We start from the raw sequence: 16944 nt of genomic DNA, 5'->3' as shown, positions 1-16944 counted from the left end.
ACTATACCAAAGATCGAGGTGTTTTTTCATTTTTTAATAACATTGTCAAGCCATATATTTAATAGACCTTAAAAACAATACAACCAACGATTAGCACTTATTTTTCTGGTGCGAAAGTTGAGTAATTAACCAATTCTTGTATGAGGCTGCATGTTTTTCAATCTTTCTTGTTTTTCTTTTGATTGAACTGCTCCATATGGAGGTTTTATCGTGATTGCTATTATTAAAGATACAATACATAGCACAGCTATGACTGTGAAGGTTGCTTGAAATCCACCTAATAATGCAGCTATGATAGAACCTGCTAATGCCCCTAATCCAAATCCTTGATAGATTACTCCATAGTTTTTACTTTGGTTTTTAAGTCCGAAGAAGTCTGATACAATGGCTGGGAATACGGTAATATTACCACCGAAACAGAATGCAATTGTAGCTACACAGGCAAAGAATATTGGGAAGTTTAACGGTACAAAGCTTAATACTGCAACAGCAATCGCCGTAGCTAATAATGTTCCACATACCACCTGCATACGACCAACTTTGTCGGATAAAGCTCCAAGAATAATTCTTCCTGATGTATTAAAGATTGCTACTAGTGCTACTGCATTTGCTGCTGTGGCAACATCTAGACCTGCTAAGCTAACACCAATGTCTTTTACAATTCCAACTAAATACAAACCACTCATACACGCTGTGAAGAAAATCACAAATAATAAGTAAGCTTGCTTTGTTTTTAGCATTTCTTTTACTGTATAATCTTTTTGTTGTGTTGCCGCTTTTGTGTTTTTTGCTACATCTTTTGCTTCTTTTAATAAGAAAGATCCACCAACTACCATGACTAATACGATTATTCCCCATAAAAGGAATGCTGTTGAAACCCCGAATGAGCTAATAAGACTTGCATTAACATATTTAAATATAAGACTTCCTGTTCCGAATGCACCAACAGATATACCTGAAATTAATCCTTTTTTATCTGGGAACCATTTAATTAAGTTACTTAATGAGGTAATATATGCAGTACCATCAGCAAAACCAACGATAACACCTGCTACTAGGTATAGCATCCATAGGGAAGATACTTGTGAACTAAGAATTAAGCCTGCTCCAAGCAGAATTCCTGCAGCTGCCACTAGACGACGAAGTCCCCATTTATCTTGAAGCTTACCAGAGAATAAAGTGGCAAATGCTAAAGCAAAGCTAGTGATGGAAAAAGTAATAGCTGTAGAACTTAATTCCCACCCAAATTTATCAACAAGAGGCTGATTAAATAAGCTCCATGTATATATAGTTCCTAATCCCATCTGAACAATGATGGTACCTATTACGATAAGAAGGCGATTTACTTTATGTTCTTTCATTCCGATCTCCTCTTTCCTCGGTTTTCATGATATGAATTCAAGTTAATAATTTCTATACTTGGATTATACCGCTTGAAAACCTTTTGAAATCGTTATCAGAATGAAATGCATATTTTTCGGAATGAATGGTATTTATAAATGCATAATTTGTCGGAAAGTCTTTACCTTGCTTCTACTTACTGGTATTTCTGCTTTTATATCCTTTAATCGAACAAGATACGTGTTATTAAACCATGGGACAATTTCATGGATTTTAGATATACTGACACTATAGGAACGATGACATCGAAAGAAAACATCCTGTGGTAATTTATCATGAAATTCTGTAATAGACATAGGCATCGTAAACTCTTCATCTTTCGTATAAACAAGCGTGATTTTCTCACTTGCTTCCGCATAATATATCTCATTTACGTCCGTTACTATTATATTCTCATTTTTTCGGAGATTAATTCTTCGATTAGCTTCTGGAATCACTTCTTCTTGTACTTGTTGCTCTTTTTTCACATGACCTTCTAATTTGGAGAGCATAGAAGCTATTCTCTTTTCCTCATACGGTTTTAATATATAATCAAATGCTTCTAATTCAAATGCTTGTGCAGCATGTTCTTTATATGCTGTAGTAAAAACAATATAAGGCTTTCTTGCAAATTTACTAATACTCCCTGCAAGTAACATTCCATCTAATGAAGGAATATTTATATCAAGAAAGATGACGTCTACTTCTTCCTCTTGTAAAAACTTCAAAACATCTAAGCCATCTTCGAATGATGCTATAATCTCTATATTGCTATGTGTTTGAATTAAATATTCCAACTCTTCCTTTGCTGGAACTTCATCCTCTACAATGATTGCTCTCATGATATCCCCTTCATTATGTCAAAATATACTTCTGTACCTGGCTCCAATCTGCGGATAATGAGCCCTGTTCCATATATTAATTTTAGACGTTGATGAACATTTGATAAACCAATTTGCTTGGAAGAAACTTCTCCACGATCCAAGCGATCTATAATCTCTTGGTTAATTCCTTCTCCTGTATCTCTTACACTTACTCGCACCATTTCTCCCAAATCCTTTATAGAAATAGTGACTACACCCGGACCTTTCCTCTTCAGAATGCCATGAACAACTGCATTTTCAACTAAAGGCTGTATTAGTAAGCTTGGTAACTTAATATGTGTATCATCCACGTCATATTCTACTTGAAGACGGTCACCGAATCGTGCTTTTTCAATTTTGATATAATCTTTTACTTGTTGAAGTGCAATTTGAATATCAATTAATTCTTCTCCCACCTCGAGATTATATCGCATATACCCAGATAAACTTATTATGAGCTCTCTCGCCTTATCAGGATTCCGTCTAGTTGTAGACGCTATTGCATTAAGAGCATTAAAGAGAAAATGTGGGTTGATTTTAGTCTGTAAAGCCTTTAGTTCAGCTTTATTTGCTTCTTCTTTTATTTGCTCCACTCTCGAAACTTCCATTAAGGTAGAGATAATTTGAGCTAGTCCTATTGCCATTGTTTGCAGTGTATATGTAATGGTATAAGCTTGACGGTAGTAAATCTTTAATGTGCCTGTAATAACGCCTCTTTCTTCTAAAGGAATTATTAACAAGCAATGAATTTGTGGAGTATGATGATCTGCTATATTATTTCTGATTGTAATTTTCCCACTACGAATTGTTTCCTTTGTTAAGGTACTAATAATTTCTTGCCCAATTTTGTACTTCTCTTCTCCAAAACCAACATACGCAAGAACACCTCTTGTATCTGTTATGGCAACAGCATCTGCTTTAATATCACTTTTTATAATCGTACATATAGTTCTTAGCGATTCCCCATTAATGGAACGAAAATAAGGAAGTGTTTTATTAGCAATATTTAAAGCTAATTGAGCCTGCTTTGCAGCAATTCTCTCTTTTTCTCCTTCTACACTGGCAATCATTAAAACAATTAACCCAATACTAACTTGTCCTAATATCATTGGAAAGGCAATTTTAGATACAATTTCTAGACCTAATTCAAAAGGATTTGCCATTACTAAAATGAGAGCCATTGTGAGTATCTCACAAAGCATACCTGCGATAATTCCATATATCCATCTTCTTGATTTTTTCAAATAAAGGTGAATATAACCAGATACAAAACCAGCTAGTATGCTAGTAATTAAACACGGAATAGAAGTTACTCCGCCTATATCTATTAAATATCGATGCACACCTGATACAATTCCTGTAATAATTCCGACCCAAGGTCCAAACAGGATACCTCCAGACATAACAGCTATGATTCGTATATTCACAATAGAGCCTTCTACCTCTATTCCAGAATAGGTTCCAAAAAGGGCAAATAGACAGAAAATCATGGTTATTAGAGATAGTTCTGTTGGAGAATGATGATCTCTTTGCAGAACTTCTTTAAATTTAGTAATTCTAGTTAAAAAGAATAAAGTGATGAGTAAAAGTGCTGCACGTTCAATTAATTGAATGAGCATTTGCAATTCACTTACAGTAGTCATGCTGTGACCTCCTTATTTATGTTCTTATTCATTATAAGAGGATACAGCATTAGTTGGGAGAAATCACATGATTTTTTTCGAAAGTAAACCTAATAGATCATAAAGGCATCTTCTGAATCTAGCACCTGACCATTTTCTGCATCTATATATACCGAACAATGTACATTTCCACATAAAACATATTTCTTTTCTAAAGGGCTGTAGACAAAGATAGGCGTAAGTGCCACGTGTTTCTTTAATTCTTGAAAAGCCTCTGTTTTACTAATTTTCACTTCTTTTGCATTCCAATTATCTATTTTTAATATATTTCTCCACAAGTCCCCTTTTTCCATATAATTCAATACTTCTTTTGTCTGATGATCAAGAATAAGAAGCAGTTTATTATGTAGATATCTTTCTGATTTTTCCTCTAGTTCAACATGTAAGGAGAATCGATCTCGGTAAATATATGTTACTACCCATTTGCCAGAATCATGGGGAAATTTCATTTGTAAGAAGGACGTAACTTCCTTTAAACAGTGTTCTATTTCTTCTTTCCCTATTGGCAGTGTATCAGGATGAGGTTCTTTTGCATTTGCTTGTTCTGTGGTAACTTCCTTATTATCTGGAATCGACTTTCTAGTAAAAGTGTCTTTTTTACTATCTGTCCAAACAATTGTTTGATTAACTTTGTTCTTTCGATAAAGATCATAGTCAAAATAAAAGGGAATAGTGCTCTTTTTATCATTGCGGACAAGAACTTCTCCTATTCCATATACTAATCTGCTATCATCTTCTGTCGGGAAAACCCCTAATTTGACTTGTTCTCTCATTAACTCTTCTAATTCCAATACAGATAAAGAGAAAGTTTCTTCTATTATAATAGCGTTTTCATCATTTACATTTTCTTTTGTAAAACTTGTTAACCGCCCTTGCTCATCCCACTCCACTTCCAAATAGGATATTGGAGAAATAGGGATTCCATTAACTTCTCTTTCATAATACAAATAATTGCTTTCCTGCCTTTTTAACGCAAATTCTTCTAGCTTATATCCTGTTATATACGCCAACCATTGTTGAACCTCTATACTCTCCTTGTTCGGAAAAACGATACCATTCTCAGCATACGTTTTCCCTTCTACAAAAATAGCACTTAAAAATTCTTTACTATGAAAATCTATATCAATAGAGGCTGTTCCTTCTGGATTCTCTTCTTCATTTGTCCAATTAGCATAGGTAGAAGGAAACCATTCCATATTAAGAATATAAATGTTTTGCAGATCTACTGTTAACTTTCTATAAATTTGATGACGCCCTAAATAATAAGGAGCTAATCCCCATGTTTCTTTTGTATAGTCTATTAGTTCACTTAATCGTTTATCCATCTCTTTCATCCCCCTATCTTCTCTATCTTTTATCAGTATTCGCTACATATTACTATAACGTTTCGTACTTATTTGCACACTATGCTTAATAAAAATGACATAAAAGATTTAAATGATAAATTGGATGCTCCACAAACGGATCAATAGGCTCTATCTTCCCATTGTTTTCGATTTTCCTCCACCATCTTCTATTCCCTTTTTCCCGTTCTAGTATTAAGAGGGTTTTCTCTTATCTGTTGGGGAATTAGGTGAGGGACCTGCTCAGAAAAATAAGCGGAGATAATTCCCTTATTTCGTTACTACCATGAAAAATAGCCCCAATAGACGGAGAAATTCCGACTATTTCCTTAAATCACATGAAATATGAAGTTTTTTCCTTACTTAACCGGAAAAATTCCGCTTATTATCCTCGAATTAGGCCTCCATCTGCATTTAAGCGGAAATTTTCCGGTTATTTTGCTGATTAGTGCAAATTTGATGGTGAGCCAAAAAACTTTTTTCATCATAGTGTAGTTTTTTAAGCTTTTTAGAACCCTAGGCCAAAGTTTTTTTTCTATAAAAAAACGGTCGTTGAACAAAATCCCTTTGTTCAACGACCGTTTTCTTATTTAAAAATACCAAATGGTTTTCCAATAGGTAAAACTACTTTTCCAAAATGTGTGTTTAGCACAATTGCTCCACAACCATAGAAAGATAGTAATGCAATGCAAAGCTCCGCAATTCCTGCAATCATATGAGTTACTTCATAAGCAACATCGAAAGAGCTAAGTGATAAACCAATAAATAAAAGATCAATAAAGACAAAAATAAAGAATAATACCTTATGTGTTTCTAATGCACCAACTGTCATAAATAAGCTAAAAATTAAGTAACCAATAAAAGCAAATCCTAGTTGCTTAGGATCCACGTTTGCAGCTAGCGTTTCTCCAAAGGCACCTAATTGAATTAACCATGTTGTACCAACACCAAACCAAAATAAACCAAATGCACCAAAAGCAGTAGTTCCAAATATATTGTTATGCTTCGCGTCCAAGACAGAAGCTATTAACTGTGCAATTCCACCTAAGAAAAAGGCCCATGGTAAGATTAGTGATAAACCATCTGTAATTCCAAGTTTTTGCGATGATGCAACTAATGTTACCATTGCTAATCCGAATAGTCCTAGTGCAGAAGGGTCGGCAGTTGTAATTTTTACCTGTGTGTAATTCTGAGTTCCCATAATTTCCTCCTAAATTAAAACATACTCATGTACTTTATAGGAAAAAGGACTCCTGTGTCAATATGAACTTTTTTCTATTTAGCTATCCTTCTTTCTTTTATAGGATAAGTTCATTTATTTTACATAATAGGCTGGAAACTTTATACTTTTTAACACCACTATAAAACAGTAATGAGAGGATGAATGGTTTTAATGAGAATTAGTATTTTAGATCAAGCTCCAGTCTCAAAAGGAAGTACAGCTGCCCAAAGCTTGAAGAATACCGTTGAATTGGCTACTTTAGCTGATGAGTTAGGATATTACCGTATGTGGATGGCAGAGCATCACAATACCAAGAATCTTGCAAGTTCTGCTCCAGAGATTACTGCAGCCTTCCTTGCAGCAAAAACCAAAAACTTACGCGTTGGAACTGGCGGTATTATGATGATGCACTATTCTCCATATAAAATAGCAGAGGTTTTTAAAACATTAAGTGGCCTTGCTCCTGGACGGATTGACTTTGGAGTAGGAAGAGCACCTGGTGGAGATCATCTAGCTATGCAGGCATTAGCGGAAGGACGTCCATATAGACCTAGTGACTTATATGAAAAATTTGCGACCATTCTGCAATTACTTAATGATGAATCTCCAAGTAACAGGGTTTATGAAAACCTTATAACCTCCCCTTATCAAGTTCCATTGCCAGAAGCATGGCTACTAGGCTCCACTGGGAATAGTGCAGTTCGTGCTGGTAGGATGGGTGTTGGTTATTCCTTTGCACAGTTTTTCAACGGTGAATTATCAAAAGAAATTGTCGATACCTATAAACATCACTTTGTACCATCTGTATATATGGAAAAACCACTTATAACAGTAACCTATGCTGCTACTGTAGCTGACACAAAGGAAGAAGCAGAATATTTAGCAAAGCCTATAGATTTGTCCCGTTTATTCTTAACAAAAGGTGCATTAAGACAAACCTTGCCACCAAATGAAGCAAAAGATTTCCCATTAACCGAAATGGATCAAATGATTATTGAACGTAATCGCCGTCTTCACCTTGTAGGAACTGCATCTTCTGTTGCTACAACACTTTACGAAGAACAAGAAAAGTATGGCTTTGATGAAGCGATGATTAATAGTAACCAATATGACCATGAAAGTAGACTACAGGTTTTCCGACTACTCGCTAAAGAAATGATTAAATAGTAAGCTTAAAATTTCCATTCTTAAGGAAAATTTAAGGATATTTTCCTATACTGAAGGAAAAAAGGAGCATATATCTTCTATGCGGAATAAAGCATTATCAAGACAAGAGGATATGTCCGAAAAATATCTCTTACAACAGCAAATTAATACATTACGAGAAACCTTAGTATCAGCTGCTTTAAAAAAGGGTATGACCAACCATACTGTTCTTTCCATCAGTGAGGAATTAGATCGTTTAATATTCCAATACCAACAATTAAATGCGGTAAAAAAAGCAACCTAAAGATAACGCTCTTTAGGTTGCTTTCTTCATTACTGTCTTTTCTTCGACTTTTTATTATTTAACTTTTCAGCAGCTGTTAGTGGTTCATTAGCAAACTCATGGTCATATTGCTTAGACAGATCTCCTTGTATGGCCTGCTTAGCATTGCTATTTTTGTTTTTTGTCATACTTGTCACCTCCAGCAATTAGTTTCTCATTATCTTAAGAAAGATATGTAAATAGATAAAAAAAGGCAATAGGTTCGAATACATTAACCCATTGCCTTTCTCTCTTATTTCCCATGTGTCACTAACTTAATTTTTTGCTTATAGGAAGGGGAAATAACGTCTCCTTTTCTATATAAGATGCCAGTTGCGACTAATAGTAATACACCTGTTACGATGAATACAGACTGGGAAGGGAATATTCCTCCTAAAACCCCTCCAAGAAGCGGTCCAATCATGGCCCCACTTTGAGTTGCTGTTTGGTTAAGACTAAATGCTCTTCCTCTAAAGCTCTCTTCTGTGAATTTAACAACAAGTCCGTTTAGTGCTGGGAATACGGCACAGAAGAATAATCCGAATATAAAGCGCGTGATAGAAAATCCCCAAATATTACTAAAGATTACTTGAGCGAAGGTTCCGAGTGCACCACCAAATAATCCAATGAATAACACTCGATTAAAGCCTTTTTTATCTGCCCATTTCCCCCAGAATGGTGCCATAATCAGGCTGGCAATACCAGGTAATGAGAAAACAACACCTGCTAATAAGGATGCTTTATCTGCCGCACCACCTACCTCTACAATATATAAAGGGAGTATCGGCTCAATCGTCATAATAGAACAAGATGTAATGATGGTAAGAAGTAATACAAACATAAGTGGTCGATTGGAGAATGCTATTTTCATGTCATTCCTAACGGAGCCTTTTTCTTTATTGGGAGTGAAGTTCACTTCTTTTACCCAGAAGATAATTAAGAAAGTGGCGATAAAAACCATTATCCCTGCACTTGCAAAGGACAGACGATTTCCCACTAATTCCGAAATGACTCCTCCAAGCAAGGGTCCTACAATACCACCTGTTGCAGAAGCAGTAGAAATCATGGATAAAGCGTAGCCAGTTTTCTCAGTAGGAGTATTGGTACCGACTAAAGCTATTGCTCCTGGTATAAAACCAGATAATAGCCCTTGTAAAATACGAAGTACTAATAATTGGTAGGGATTCGTAACAAAGGCTGCCAATAGATAAACGACTACTAAGACAAAGCCTGCACGAATGATCATTGGTTTTCGCCCATATTTATCAGCTATTCTCCCCCAAAATGGAGATGCAAAGGCACCTGCAAAGAAGGCAGAACTGAATAAAATACCAGACCATAATTCTGTATGCTCATGAACATTTAGTTCGAGAAGAAAAATGGGTAAAAAGGGAATTACCATGTTAAAGGCTGCTGAGGTAAAAAAGACCCCAATCCATAAAACAAGTAAATTCCGCTTCCAAACTTCCATTTATATCGCTCTCCTATTTGTATTAGCAAATACAAATCGCTTGCTAATAATATTTTTTAATATTCTTATAATAACATAGAGCAATTTATTTTAATACCCGAAATTTTCACTATCCGAATAATGTACTGTAGACAAAAAAAGGACAGTTAGAAGATTTCTTCCCACTGCCCTCACCTCTATTAATATTTAAATTCTTTCACTAATCCATCTAATTCTTCTGCTAATCGTGATAATTCATGAGAATTATCTGCTAGTTCCAGCATGGAGCTACTTGTCTGTTGAACCGACGCAGATGTTTGCTCAATTCCTGCCGCAGCTTCTTCCGAGATAGCCGCAATGTCTTCAATGGCTTTATTCATTTCTTTACTTGTTTCTAAAATAGATGCCAAGTTTTCAGAAACAACTTGGATGCTATCTACCATCTCATTTACTGCATGCTGAATGCCAGTAAATGTTTGACCTGTCGATTTAATTTGCTCTGTGCCTTTTAATACTTCTTCATAGCCACCTTGTAGGGAGTCCGTGACAGAGCTCGATTCTTTTTGAATACTTCCTACAATACCAGTAATATCTGTAACGGAAAAAGCAACTTGTTCAGCAAGCTTACGTACCTCATCCGCTACTACAGCGAACCCTCTACCATGCTCTCCTGCTCTTGCAGCTTCTATGGCAGCATTTAAAGCTAACAAGTTAGTTTGCTCTGCAATACCTTTAATAACAGATACTAATTTGGAAATCTCCTGGGATTGAACATCTAATCCATTTACCTTTTGAACAGCATCTTTCATGATTTGATCAATCACATTCATTTGATTAATCGAAGAATCCATTAATTGACTACCTTCTGTTGTCATTTTCAATACCTTATGTGAAGAATGATAAATGACCTCTCCTTTGCCATAAGCACCTTCAATATTGCTTGAAAAAGTATCCATCGATACAGCTAGGTTGCTTGCAGTATTTGCTTGATTTTCCGCTCCTGCTGATAGCTCTTGCATCGTTGTTGCAATTTGCTGACTACCCGCTGTCACTTCATTAGTGGATTGTGACAGCCCCTCACTTTGGCGATTTACCGTAACAGATACATCAGAAATCTTCTGAACAACCACCTGTAAATTCTTACTCATCTTATTCATGGATTGAGCTAATTTGCCTATCTCATCCTTGCCCTGATAATCAATTGCAGAAACCGTTAAATCTCCATTTGCAATCTGATCACTGACTTTTACTACTTTCTTTAGGTTTTTTGTAATAACACGGCTAATAATAACAACTAAAGCTGTTCCTAAAATCATTGCAATAATCATATCAATAACTAATGTACTAATAGCATCATCGGCACTCTTAGTCGTATTATTCACTGCTTCTGTTCTTGATTTCTGTACTATTTCTTGTAAATTATCCAATGCTGTTGTGGTACGTTGTCGAATCGTGGAATTATTTATACTTAATGAGTTCACTTTGACACGATCGTTTGATTCTACTGCAGGTATAATTTCATCAAGGAATAACTCATTCATACTTTTGTCTCGTTGGATAATTTCGTTATAAAGCTTTTTTGCTTCCTCGGAATGAATGCCACTCTCAATTTGTTTTGTATATTCATCAAACTTTTTCATATTAGCCTGGTAGCTATCTACATATGTCTCATTCTGATAATCTAAATAATTTAAAATAATAATACTTTTTTCTCTAGTAACGGATCCCATTTGGGTAATAATCAAAGCTCTTTCATCCGTATCATTTAACTCATTAATATTACTTCTGATATCTTTTAATAAAAAGGAAACAATTATAGTTGTTGCAGCTAAAAGAATAAAGATAAGTGTTAGTGTAAGACCGTATTTCCACCCAATATTAACATTGCTCCATTTTAATCGATTTATTTGACTATTCGGTTGCTTATTCTTTTTCTCTTTCCCTTTTTTGCTTTTTTCCTTTTTATTTATTTTTGCTTTTTTTATATTGAAATTCCTCAAAACTGAATCCCCCCTACTGATACTCCCCATATTTAAACGTTAAATGGGTATATTAAAATAGTAAAAAAATGAGTGCAATTCTTGCTCCCTTTATCTTCTATCCTCCCTATCTTTTTTAGGAATTTAGAACGAATGAAATAATCATTAATGCTAAACAATACAGAACTAATGAACTACTATCTATTGAAAACAAGTCTATATTTTCCTTTTCTTTTTTCAATTTTATATGAATTTACTGAATAATTCAATTTCATTTACAAATAAAATCATACTTTTTTCATCTTTTTTACAGTTAAACTATTTTCCCATTATAATAATTTACAAAAAAATAGATAGAAAGTCTCATATATGAACAGAGATCTTCTATCTATAAAAAAGGGATACTCTTAAAAGTAATAACTCATCAAATCATCATCATAATATTCATCTGCGATTTTAATAGCTTTTCTATCCACTCCATATGTGCTAAAGCCTAATGATTGATAAAGTCGTTTTGCGGGTTCATTAGTAGAAACGACCGTTAAATATAGTTGCTCTACTTCTTTTAACTCTTTGGCTTTTCGAATAGCTGCTTCCATAAGCCGTTTAGCAACGCCTTTTCCTCTTTGGCTAGGTGTTACATAAACGGCATATATATTAGCTCGATGCTTCATCTTGTTTTTTACTTCTCTCATTAAAGTAACCATTCCTATTAGTCTGCCATCTATAAAAGCCCCAAACATATGAGCACTAGCATCTCCTAAACGCCACTCTGTTTTTTCTATAGGATAATCCTTTTCTTCTTCATAACTAGAACCAAAGGCTTCAGGATTTGTTTGCAATGCTTCTAGCCTAAGATTTATATATATTTCAGCATCTTTAGGGTGTAATTCCCTGATCTCCATCCCATTCACTCCTTGTTTGTTTAAAGCTTTCTTTAGACATTTGATAGTCTTCTTTTTGTGGATTGTTAAGCTTTTTACTTTTGCGAAGTCTTGGTAATTTATAGGTTACCCCCACTTTTACTTGTTGAATTTCTTTCACTCCTTGAATAATGAGTTGCATAGCAAAAATAGTAATCATAAAAGCAGCTAAAATATAAAAATACCAGTACTGACCAGAAGATAGAGTAGTTCTGCCTACTTGCCCTATCAATCCAGACCACTCATACGTAGAGGACATCGGCGGATCTGGGAACATTGGGTCATGCGATACTTTTGTTCCTCCGAAGAAATAATTGAATAACCCTAAGTGCATAAATATCAATAATACATGAATAAACTGTTGGCCGAACAGAATCGTTAACCTAGCACCAATATGAGGAAGAACATGCCTAGTGAATAGAGTTAGCTTATTTCCTCCTAATACTTTGGCACTTGTTATAAATTCACTTTCTAATACATGATTCATTTCCTTCCCTATTAGTACAGTTGTTAAAGGAAGAACTAATATCGTTAAGATGACTGTTTCTAAGAGTACTCGTTCTGTAAAGCTATTTGTATATCCCTCCATACTAGGTAAGAGAATAGGTGTTAATAAAATATAAGCAACTAAACTTAATGGCATAAAATGAATAGAGTCTGCTAGTTTAGCAATCCACTTCTGTATACCACGGTCTAAATAAAAGGAATATAGAATTCCAAAGAGTAAGCCACCTATAACGCGTAGAAACGCAATTAGAAGTGCAAAGAACAGGGTGTATTTAGCTCCTACAACAAGCTGATCAAATAAACTGTATCCTAATTTATCAGACCCAAAGAAAAAAGGCTCTGTCGGGGCAAAAGGCATAGCGGATATAAGCGTTACTCCATCATCCGCATAAAATAGACGCATTTGATCGACATGACTGTCTGTTACAAAGGAATAAACTAAGCTGTATCCTATTACACCAAAGAAAAAAATACTACCTAAAGCAAATTTCCAGTTTTTCATATGTAAAAAAAAGGTTTTCACTATATTGAATATTGGTTTTAGTACAGAAAATCTTCTCCATGAAATATTTCTAAAGGTCTCTACTAGATTAATAGACACAATTCTTAAAGAAGCTAGCATATTCTTCTTGCTCCATCTTTCTTTCCCGTTTACTCTCTTTACATCCTTAACCACTCCTTCTTCTTCCTTCATCACCCATTCTATTAGTTGGAAAAATACAAAAAACGGTGTAAAGATTAGAAGTAGTGATACAGCAATGGTAATCGGCGTAAAGCTTTCTACTAGGAAATAAGTGATGCCATGTACATTAAACAATCGTTCAATGATAAATTGACTAGAAAGAGCTCCCCAAATAATAATCTTCATATGGTGAAAAGAAATGGGAATAATGTTACGCAGAATATGTTTCAGTAATATAGCTAAGGTATGAACCCCTTTACTTCTAGCAAATGTTACATATACCTTTAAGTATTCCTCTTCCATCATGAGTAACATTATTTTAAAAAGGGAAACTGCAGGTAAGATGGCTAAGGTAATTATTGGCGCTAAGTAAGCTTGATCAGAGTAACTTGCTACTTCAAATAGTTCTACACCTGTGCTTTTATAAATAAAAACGACAAATGCTTGAAGTAAGGTGGCTATGATAAGATCTGGAATCGACTCCATTAAATCTAGGAATCTTTTAACAGGTTGCAGGATAAATTTTGGTAGAAAAAAAGTAAAAATGGATAAGATAATAGCAAGGATAAAACCTACTACTAATGCTCCTATTAATATTTCCATAGAATAGATAAATGCTGGCCACAGAATTTCCATGATAGGCTTCGAATTTATTCCATTTAGGGAATATACCCATGCGTCTGGGTTGATGAATTCTTCTGTGATAAAGGATGCTAGTATTTGAAAATATCCTTGTGATTCAAGGCTATCACTTAGAGCATATTTTGGAAAAACACTTAGGCATAAAATAGCAATAAGTCCTAGTAGATAGTATGTAATAATGGTTAGTGCTTTCTTCATTTTCACCTTCCCTTTCTCATAATCTATCGAAAAATTTTTATAATTCAAATTATATGGATATATTGTTTACTATTCAATATATTTCTTCGCATTTCGTAATATTATGTTAAAAGATAGAAGGGAAGCAGATGGGGATCTACTTCCGACCATTATTACTTATTGGAACCACTTCTGATTGGTTTGGTTGCTTTTTTGGTTCTTAGATTACTTCTTGGTACCACTTCTGCTCAGTTTGGTTGCTTTTTTGGTTCTTAGATTACTTCTTGGTACCACTTCTGCTCGGTTTGGTTGCTTTTTTGGTTCTTTGATTACTTATTGAAACCACTTCTGCTTGGTTGATTTGCTTTTTTGGTTCTTTGATTACTTATTGGTACCACTTCTGCTTGGTTTGGTTGCTTTTTTGGTTCTTAGATCACTTCTTGGTACCACTTTCTCTTGGTTGAGTGCTTTTTTGGGTTCTTAGATCTCTTATTGGAACCACTTCTGCTCGGTTTGGTTGCTTTTTTGGTTCTTAGATTACTTCTTGGAGCCACTTCTGCTTGGTTTGGTTGCTTTTTTGGTTCTTAGATCTCTTATTGGAACCACTTCTGCTCAGTTGAGTTGCTTTTTTGGTTCTTAGCTCTCTTATTGGAACCACTTCTGCTCGGTTGAGTTGCTTTTTTGGTTCTTAGCTCTCTTATTGGAACCACTTCTGCTCGGTTGAGTTGCTTTTTTGGTTCTTAGCTTTCTTCTTGGAACCACTTCTGCTCGGTTTGGTTGCTTTTTTGGTTCTTAGATTACTTCTTAGAACCACTCTTCCTTGATTTAATTGCTTTTTTGGTTCATAAACCTCTTCTATGAACCACTTTCCCATAGATTTAGAACCAACATTTAAAAGCTGTATTTAAGTAGTTAAAGATTGTTACAGCCGTTTATTAGATGTAATACAATATATGGAAAACCCGCGCGGGGGTAGTGACTAAGGACCACAAAAGCAATAAAATTGTTTACAATCTTTTCTGGAAAAAGAACTGCTCTACACCTTCTGCGAAATTATCTAGTTTTCCAAATACTTCGTAACCATGTTTTAGGTAGAATTCTGGAGCTTGAAAGCTGAATGTGTCTAGATAAATGAAGGTACATTCTTTTTCTTTTGCCAGTTGTTCCATTTCTGTCAAAAGCTTGGTTCCATATCCACTTTTTCTCACACTTTCATCTATCCATAAATAATCGATATGCATATGGTGCCAAAATGTATGACCTGTAATTCCAGCAACTATTTTAGCCTGCTCATCTCGAACAACAAAGCTAACATTTTCAAATGCACTTTTTAGCTTTTCTGGAATTTGACTCATATTGTACTCTACTATCTTACTTCGTATATAATCACTATCTTTCTGATTCCATTGTTGATCTATTTTCATATTAGATTAGTCCTCCAATCTCTTCAAACCCTTATTAAGTAAGGCGAACATTTCTTCTAATTTATTCTTTGGTACTTCCTCATAAGCATCACCTAAACTAATTTCAAAGGAGTAAGTATTCTCTTCTAACTCCTTTAGATAGCTAGTAATCCCAACACCTGTTTTTTCTTGAGCATCTATAATTATGGCTTCTATGTTTTCCTTCTTACCATGAAAGTGGACGTGAAACATATTGCTTACAGGCACTATTGGAAGGGTATGGACATGCTCGCATTCATTAAACTTCTTTGCAAGCTCTATAGCTGATTCATAATAGCTTGCCATTTTATGCGCTCTTTTTTCATAGTAATAATCAGCAGATAGTATGTATGGATATAAGCTGATTAAATCTCCACCATACCTTCTTTTCCATACTTTCGATTTCTTGATGAAATCTGTATTTCCTGCAAGGATAGCACCTGCAATACCTCCTATTCCTTTATAAAAGGAGAGATATACACTATCAAATAAGGCTGATAGCTCTGCAGCAGTTTTTTGATAATAAGGCAGTATTTCTAATAGTCTTGCTCCGTCTAAATGTAAGCTTATCCCTTCTTGTTTGCAGTATGCAGCTATCTCTTCTAGCGTTTCATAACTTGGAAGCTGCCCACCAATTTCTCTTTGAGGTAGCTCTAATAATACACATGCAATATCCTTTTCCATTTCCATAATATCTTTTATTTCTATTACTCTCGTTTCATCTGCTAAAAGAATGGATTGTATCCCATGTAGCTCCTTTAGTCCATCTTCTTCATGAATTTCTAAATGACTTAAAGGATGATACGCTACTTTTTTCGATTTTTTTTCATCACACCATATTCTTAGTGCTATTTGTTGTGCCATTGTACCACTTGGAAAAAACACTGCTTCTTCTTTACCTAACAGTGTAGCCATTTTCTCCTGAAGGCTTTCGATTACAGTTCCCTTCCCATACATATCACTTGCTTGAAGTACATCTATTTCTGCAAAAGCTTCTTTTAAAACCTGTACATTTCGTTTTCCATGATTAGCTAACGGATAATTGGTTTTACTATAAGATGTTCTTAACTCTTCTATCATTTTTATATCCCCTATCTTTTTCTGAAATTTTTGCTCCCCTTTTTTATAAAAGAACCTTTATTAAAAAACAGTAACTCGTTGCTCACGAATTACTGCTTTTTTCT

General features: G+C 34.8%; 15 protein-coding genes. 2 read left to right on the top strand and 13 right to left on the bottom strand.

Going from position 1 to position 16944, the window contains the following annotated elements:
- Positions 1-125: 125 nt before the first annotated feature.
- The 5 genes from F9279_RS03420 to F9279_RS03400 form a co-directional block, all read right to left on the bottom strand.
- Entirely contained in the window at positions 126-1361 is a 1236-nt protein-coding gene (locus F9279_RS03420) for an OFA family MFS transporter (protein WP_152111380.1), read from the bottom strand.
- 132 nt (positions 1362-1493) lie between these two features.
- Positions 1494-2222, bottom strand: a complete 729-nt coding sequence (locus tag F9279_RS03415; RefSeq protein WP_152111379.1) for a LytR/AlgR family response regulator transcription factor — start codon at positions 2220-2222, stop codon at positions 1494-1496.
- Positions 2219-3886 carry a sensor histidine kinase gene (locus F9279_RS03410; RefSeq protein ID WP_152111378.1) on the bottom strand — a complete coding sequence of 556 codons (1668 nt, stop codon included), beginning with the start codon at positions 3884-3886 and terminating at the stop codon, positions 2219-2221. Before F9279_RS03410 ends, F9279_RS03415 begins: the two co-directional genes overlap by 4 nt.
- Before the next feature lie 89 nt (positions 3887-3975).
- Positions 3976-5250 (bottom strand): hypothetical protein, encoded by a 1275-nt coding sequence (locus F9279_RS03405; protein ID WP_152111377.1) that lies wholly within the window; start codon positions 5248-5250, stop codon positions 3976-3978.
- Between the two features lie 604 nt (positions 5251-5854).
- Positions 5855-6469, bottom strand: a complete 615-nt coding sequence (locus F9279_RS03400; RefSeq protein WP_152111376.1) for an acetate uptake transporter — start codon at positions 6467-6469, stop codon at positions 5855-5857.
- 192 nt (positions 6470-6661) lie between these two features.
- On the opposite strand from F9279_RS03400, the gene F9279_RS03395 reads away from it, so the two are divergent.
- Both F9279_RS03395 and F9279_RS03390 read left to right on the top strand, forming a co-directional pair.
- Positions 6662-7657, top strand: a complete 996-nt coding sequence (locus F9279_RS03395) for an LLM class flavin-dependent oxidoreductase (RefSeq protein WP_152111375.1) — start codon at positions 6662-6664, stop codon at positions 7655-7657.
- A 79-nt stretch (positions 7658-7736) separates the two neighbouring features.
- A complete protein-coding gene (locus tag F9279_RS03390) occupies positions 7737-7940 on the top strand; it encodes an aspartyl-phosphate phosphatase Spo0E family protein (RefSeq protein ID WP_226793172.1) in 204 nt (67 codons plus the stop codon).
- Positions 7941-7969: 29 nt separating this feature from the next.
- Here F9279_RS03390 and sspO read toward each other — a convergent pair whose 3' ends face one another.
- From sspO to F9279_RS03355, 8 genes are all read right to left on the bottom strand, one after another.
- Positions 7970-8107 (bottom strand): small acid-soluble spore protein O, encoded by a 138-nt coding sequence (gene sspO, locus F9279_RS03385; RefSeq protein ID WP_152111374.1) that lies wholly within the window; start codon positions 8105-8107, stop codon positions 7970-7972.
- 104 nt (positions 8108-8211) lie between these two features.
- On the bottom strand, positions 8212-9429 hold the full coding sequence (locus tag F9279_RS03380; RefSeq protein WP_152111373.1) for an MFS transporter: 1218 nt from the start codon (positions 9427-9429) through the stop codon (positions 8212-8214).
- A gap of 179 nt (positions 9430-9608) precedes the next feature.
- Complete coding sequence (locus tag F9279_RS03375) at positions 9609-11408, bottom strand: methyl-accepting chemotaxis protein (RefSeq protein ID WP_226793169.1); 1800 nt, start codon at positions 11406-11408, stop codon at positions 9609-9611.
- 386 nt (positions 11409-11794) lie between these two features.
- A complete protein-coding gene (locus tag F9279_RS03370; RefSeq protein WP_152111371.1) occupies positions 11795-12292 on the bottom strand; it encodes a GNAT family N-acetyltransferase in 498 nt (165 codons plus the stop codon).
- The gene (locus F9279_RS03365; RefSeq protein ID WP_152111370.1) at positions 12267-14339 is read right to left on the bottom strand and encodes an ABC transporter permease subunit; all 2073 of its coding nucleotides are present in this window, start codon (positions 14337-14339) and stop codon (positions 12267-12269) included. Before F9279_RS03365 ends, F9279_RS03370 begins: the two co-directional genes overlap by 26 nt.
- A 676-nt stretch (positions 14340-15015) precedes the next feature.
- Positions 15016-15192, bottom strand: coding sequence for a hypothetical protein (locus tag F9279_RS24935; protein WP_193224423.1), 177 nt, complete (start codon positions 15190-15192; stop codon positions 15016-15018).
- Between the two features lie 133 nt (positions 15193-15325).
- The gene (locus F9279_RS03360) at positions 15326-15742 is read right to left on the bottom strand and encodes a GNAT family N-acetyltransferase (protein WP_152111369.1); all 417 of its coding nucleotides are present in this window, start codon (positions 15740-15742) and stop codon (positions 15326-15328) included.
- A 6-nt stretch (positions 15743-15748) separates the two neighbouring features.
- Positions 15749-16840 carry a threonine aldolase family protein gene (locus tag F9279_RS03355; RefSeq protein ID WP_152111368.1) on the bottom strand — a complete coding sequence of 364 codons (1092 nt, stop codon included), beginning with the start codon at positions 16838-16840 and terminating at the stop codon, positions 15749-15751.
- Positions 16841-16944 lie beyond the last annotated feature (104 nt).

The organism is Bacillus sp. B1-b2 (assembly GCF_009183415.1).
Lineage (GTDB): Bacteria > Bacillota > Bacilli > Bacillales > Cytobacillaceae > Niallia.
The sequence above is the reverse complement of the archived record's forward strand: the minus strand, read 5'-3'. Positions and strand labels throughout refer to the sequence as shown.

Bases quoted from the DNA above. Each gene is read 5' to 3' on its own strand.
- F9279_RS03400 (WP_152111376.1), bottom strand. From the start codon at position 6,469: ATGGGAACTCAGAATTACACACAGGTAAAAATTACAACTGCCGACCCT.
- F9279_RS03370 (WP_152111371.1), bottom strand. From the start codon at position 12,292: ATGGAGATCAGGGAATTACACCCTAAAGATGCTGAAATATATATAAAT.
- F9279_RS03390 (WP_226793172.1), top strand. From the start codon at position 7,737: ATGCGGAATAAAGCATTATCAAGACAAGAGGATATGTCCGAAAAATAT.
- F9279_RS03415 (WP_152111379.1), bottom strand. From the start codon at position 2,222: ATGAGAGCAATCATTGTAGAGGATGAAGTTCCAGCAAAGGAAGAGTTG.
- F9279_RS03420 (WP_152111380.1), bottom strand. From the start codon at position 1,361: ATGAAAGAACATAAAGTAAATCGCCTTCTTATCGTAATAGGTACCATC.
- F9279_RS24935 (WP_193224423.1), bottom strand. From the start codon at position 15,192: ATGGGAAAGTGGTTCATAGAAGAGGTTTATGAACCAAAAAAGCAATTA.
- F9279_RS03380 (WP_152111373.1), bottom strand. From the start codon at position 9,429: ATGGAAGTTTGGAAGCGGAATTTACTTGTTTTATGGATTGGGGTCTTT.
- F9279_RS03405 (WP_152111377.1), bottom strand. From the start codon at position 5,250: ATGGATAAACGATTAAGTGAACTAATAGACTATACAAAAGAAACATGG.
- F9279_RS03410 (WP_152111378.1), bottom strand. From the start codon at position 3,886: ATGACTACTGTAAGTGAATTGCAAATGCTCATTCAATTAATTGAACGT.
- F9279_RS03360 (WP_152111369.1), bottom strand. From the start codon at position 15,742: ATGAAAATAGATCAACAATGGAATCAGAAAGATAGTGATTATATACGA.
- F9279_RS03395 (WP_152111375.1), top strand. From the start codon at position 6,662: ATGAGAATTAGTATTTTAGATCAAGCTCCAGTCTCAAAAGGAAGTACA.
- F9279_RS03355 (WP_152111368.1), bottom strand. From the start codon at position 16,840: ATGATAGAAGAGTTAAGAACATCTTATAGTAAAACCAATTATCCGTTA.
- F9279_RS03365 (WP_152111370.1), bottom strand. From the start codon at position 14,339: ATGAAGAAAGCACTAACCATTATTACATACTATCTACTAGGACTTATT.
- sspO (WP_152111374.1), bottom strand. From the start codon at position 8,107: ATGACAAAAAACAAAAATAGCAATGCTAAGCAGGCCATACAAGGAGAT.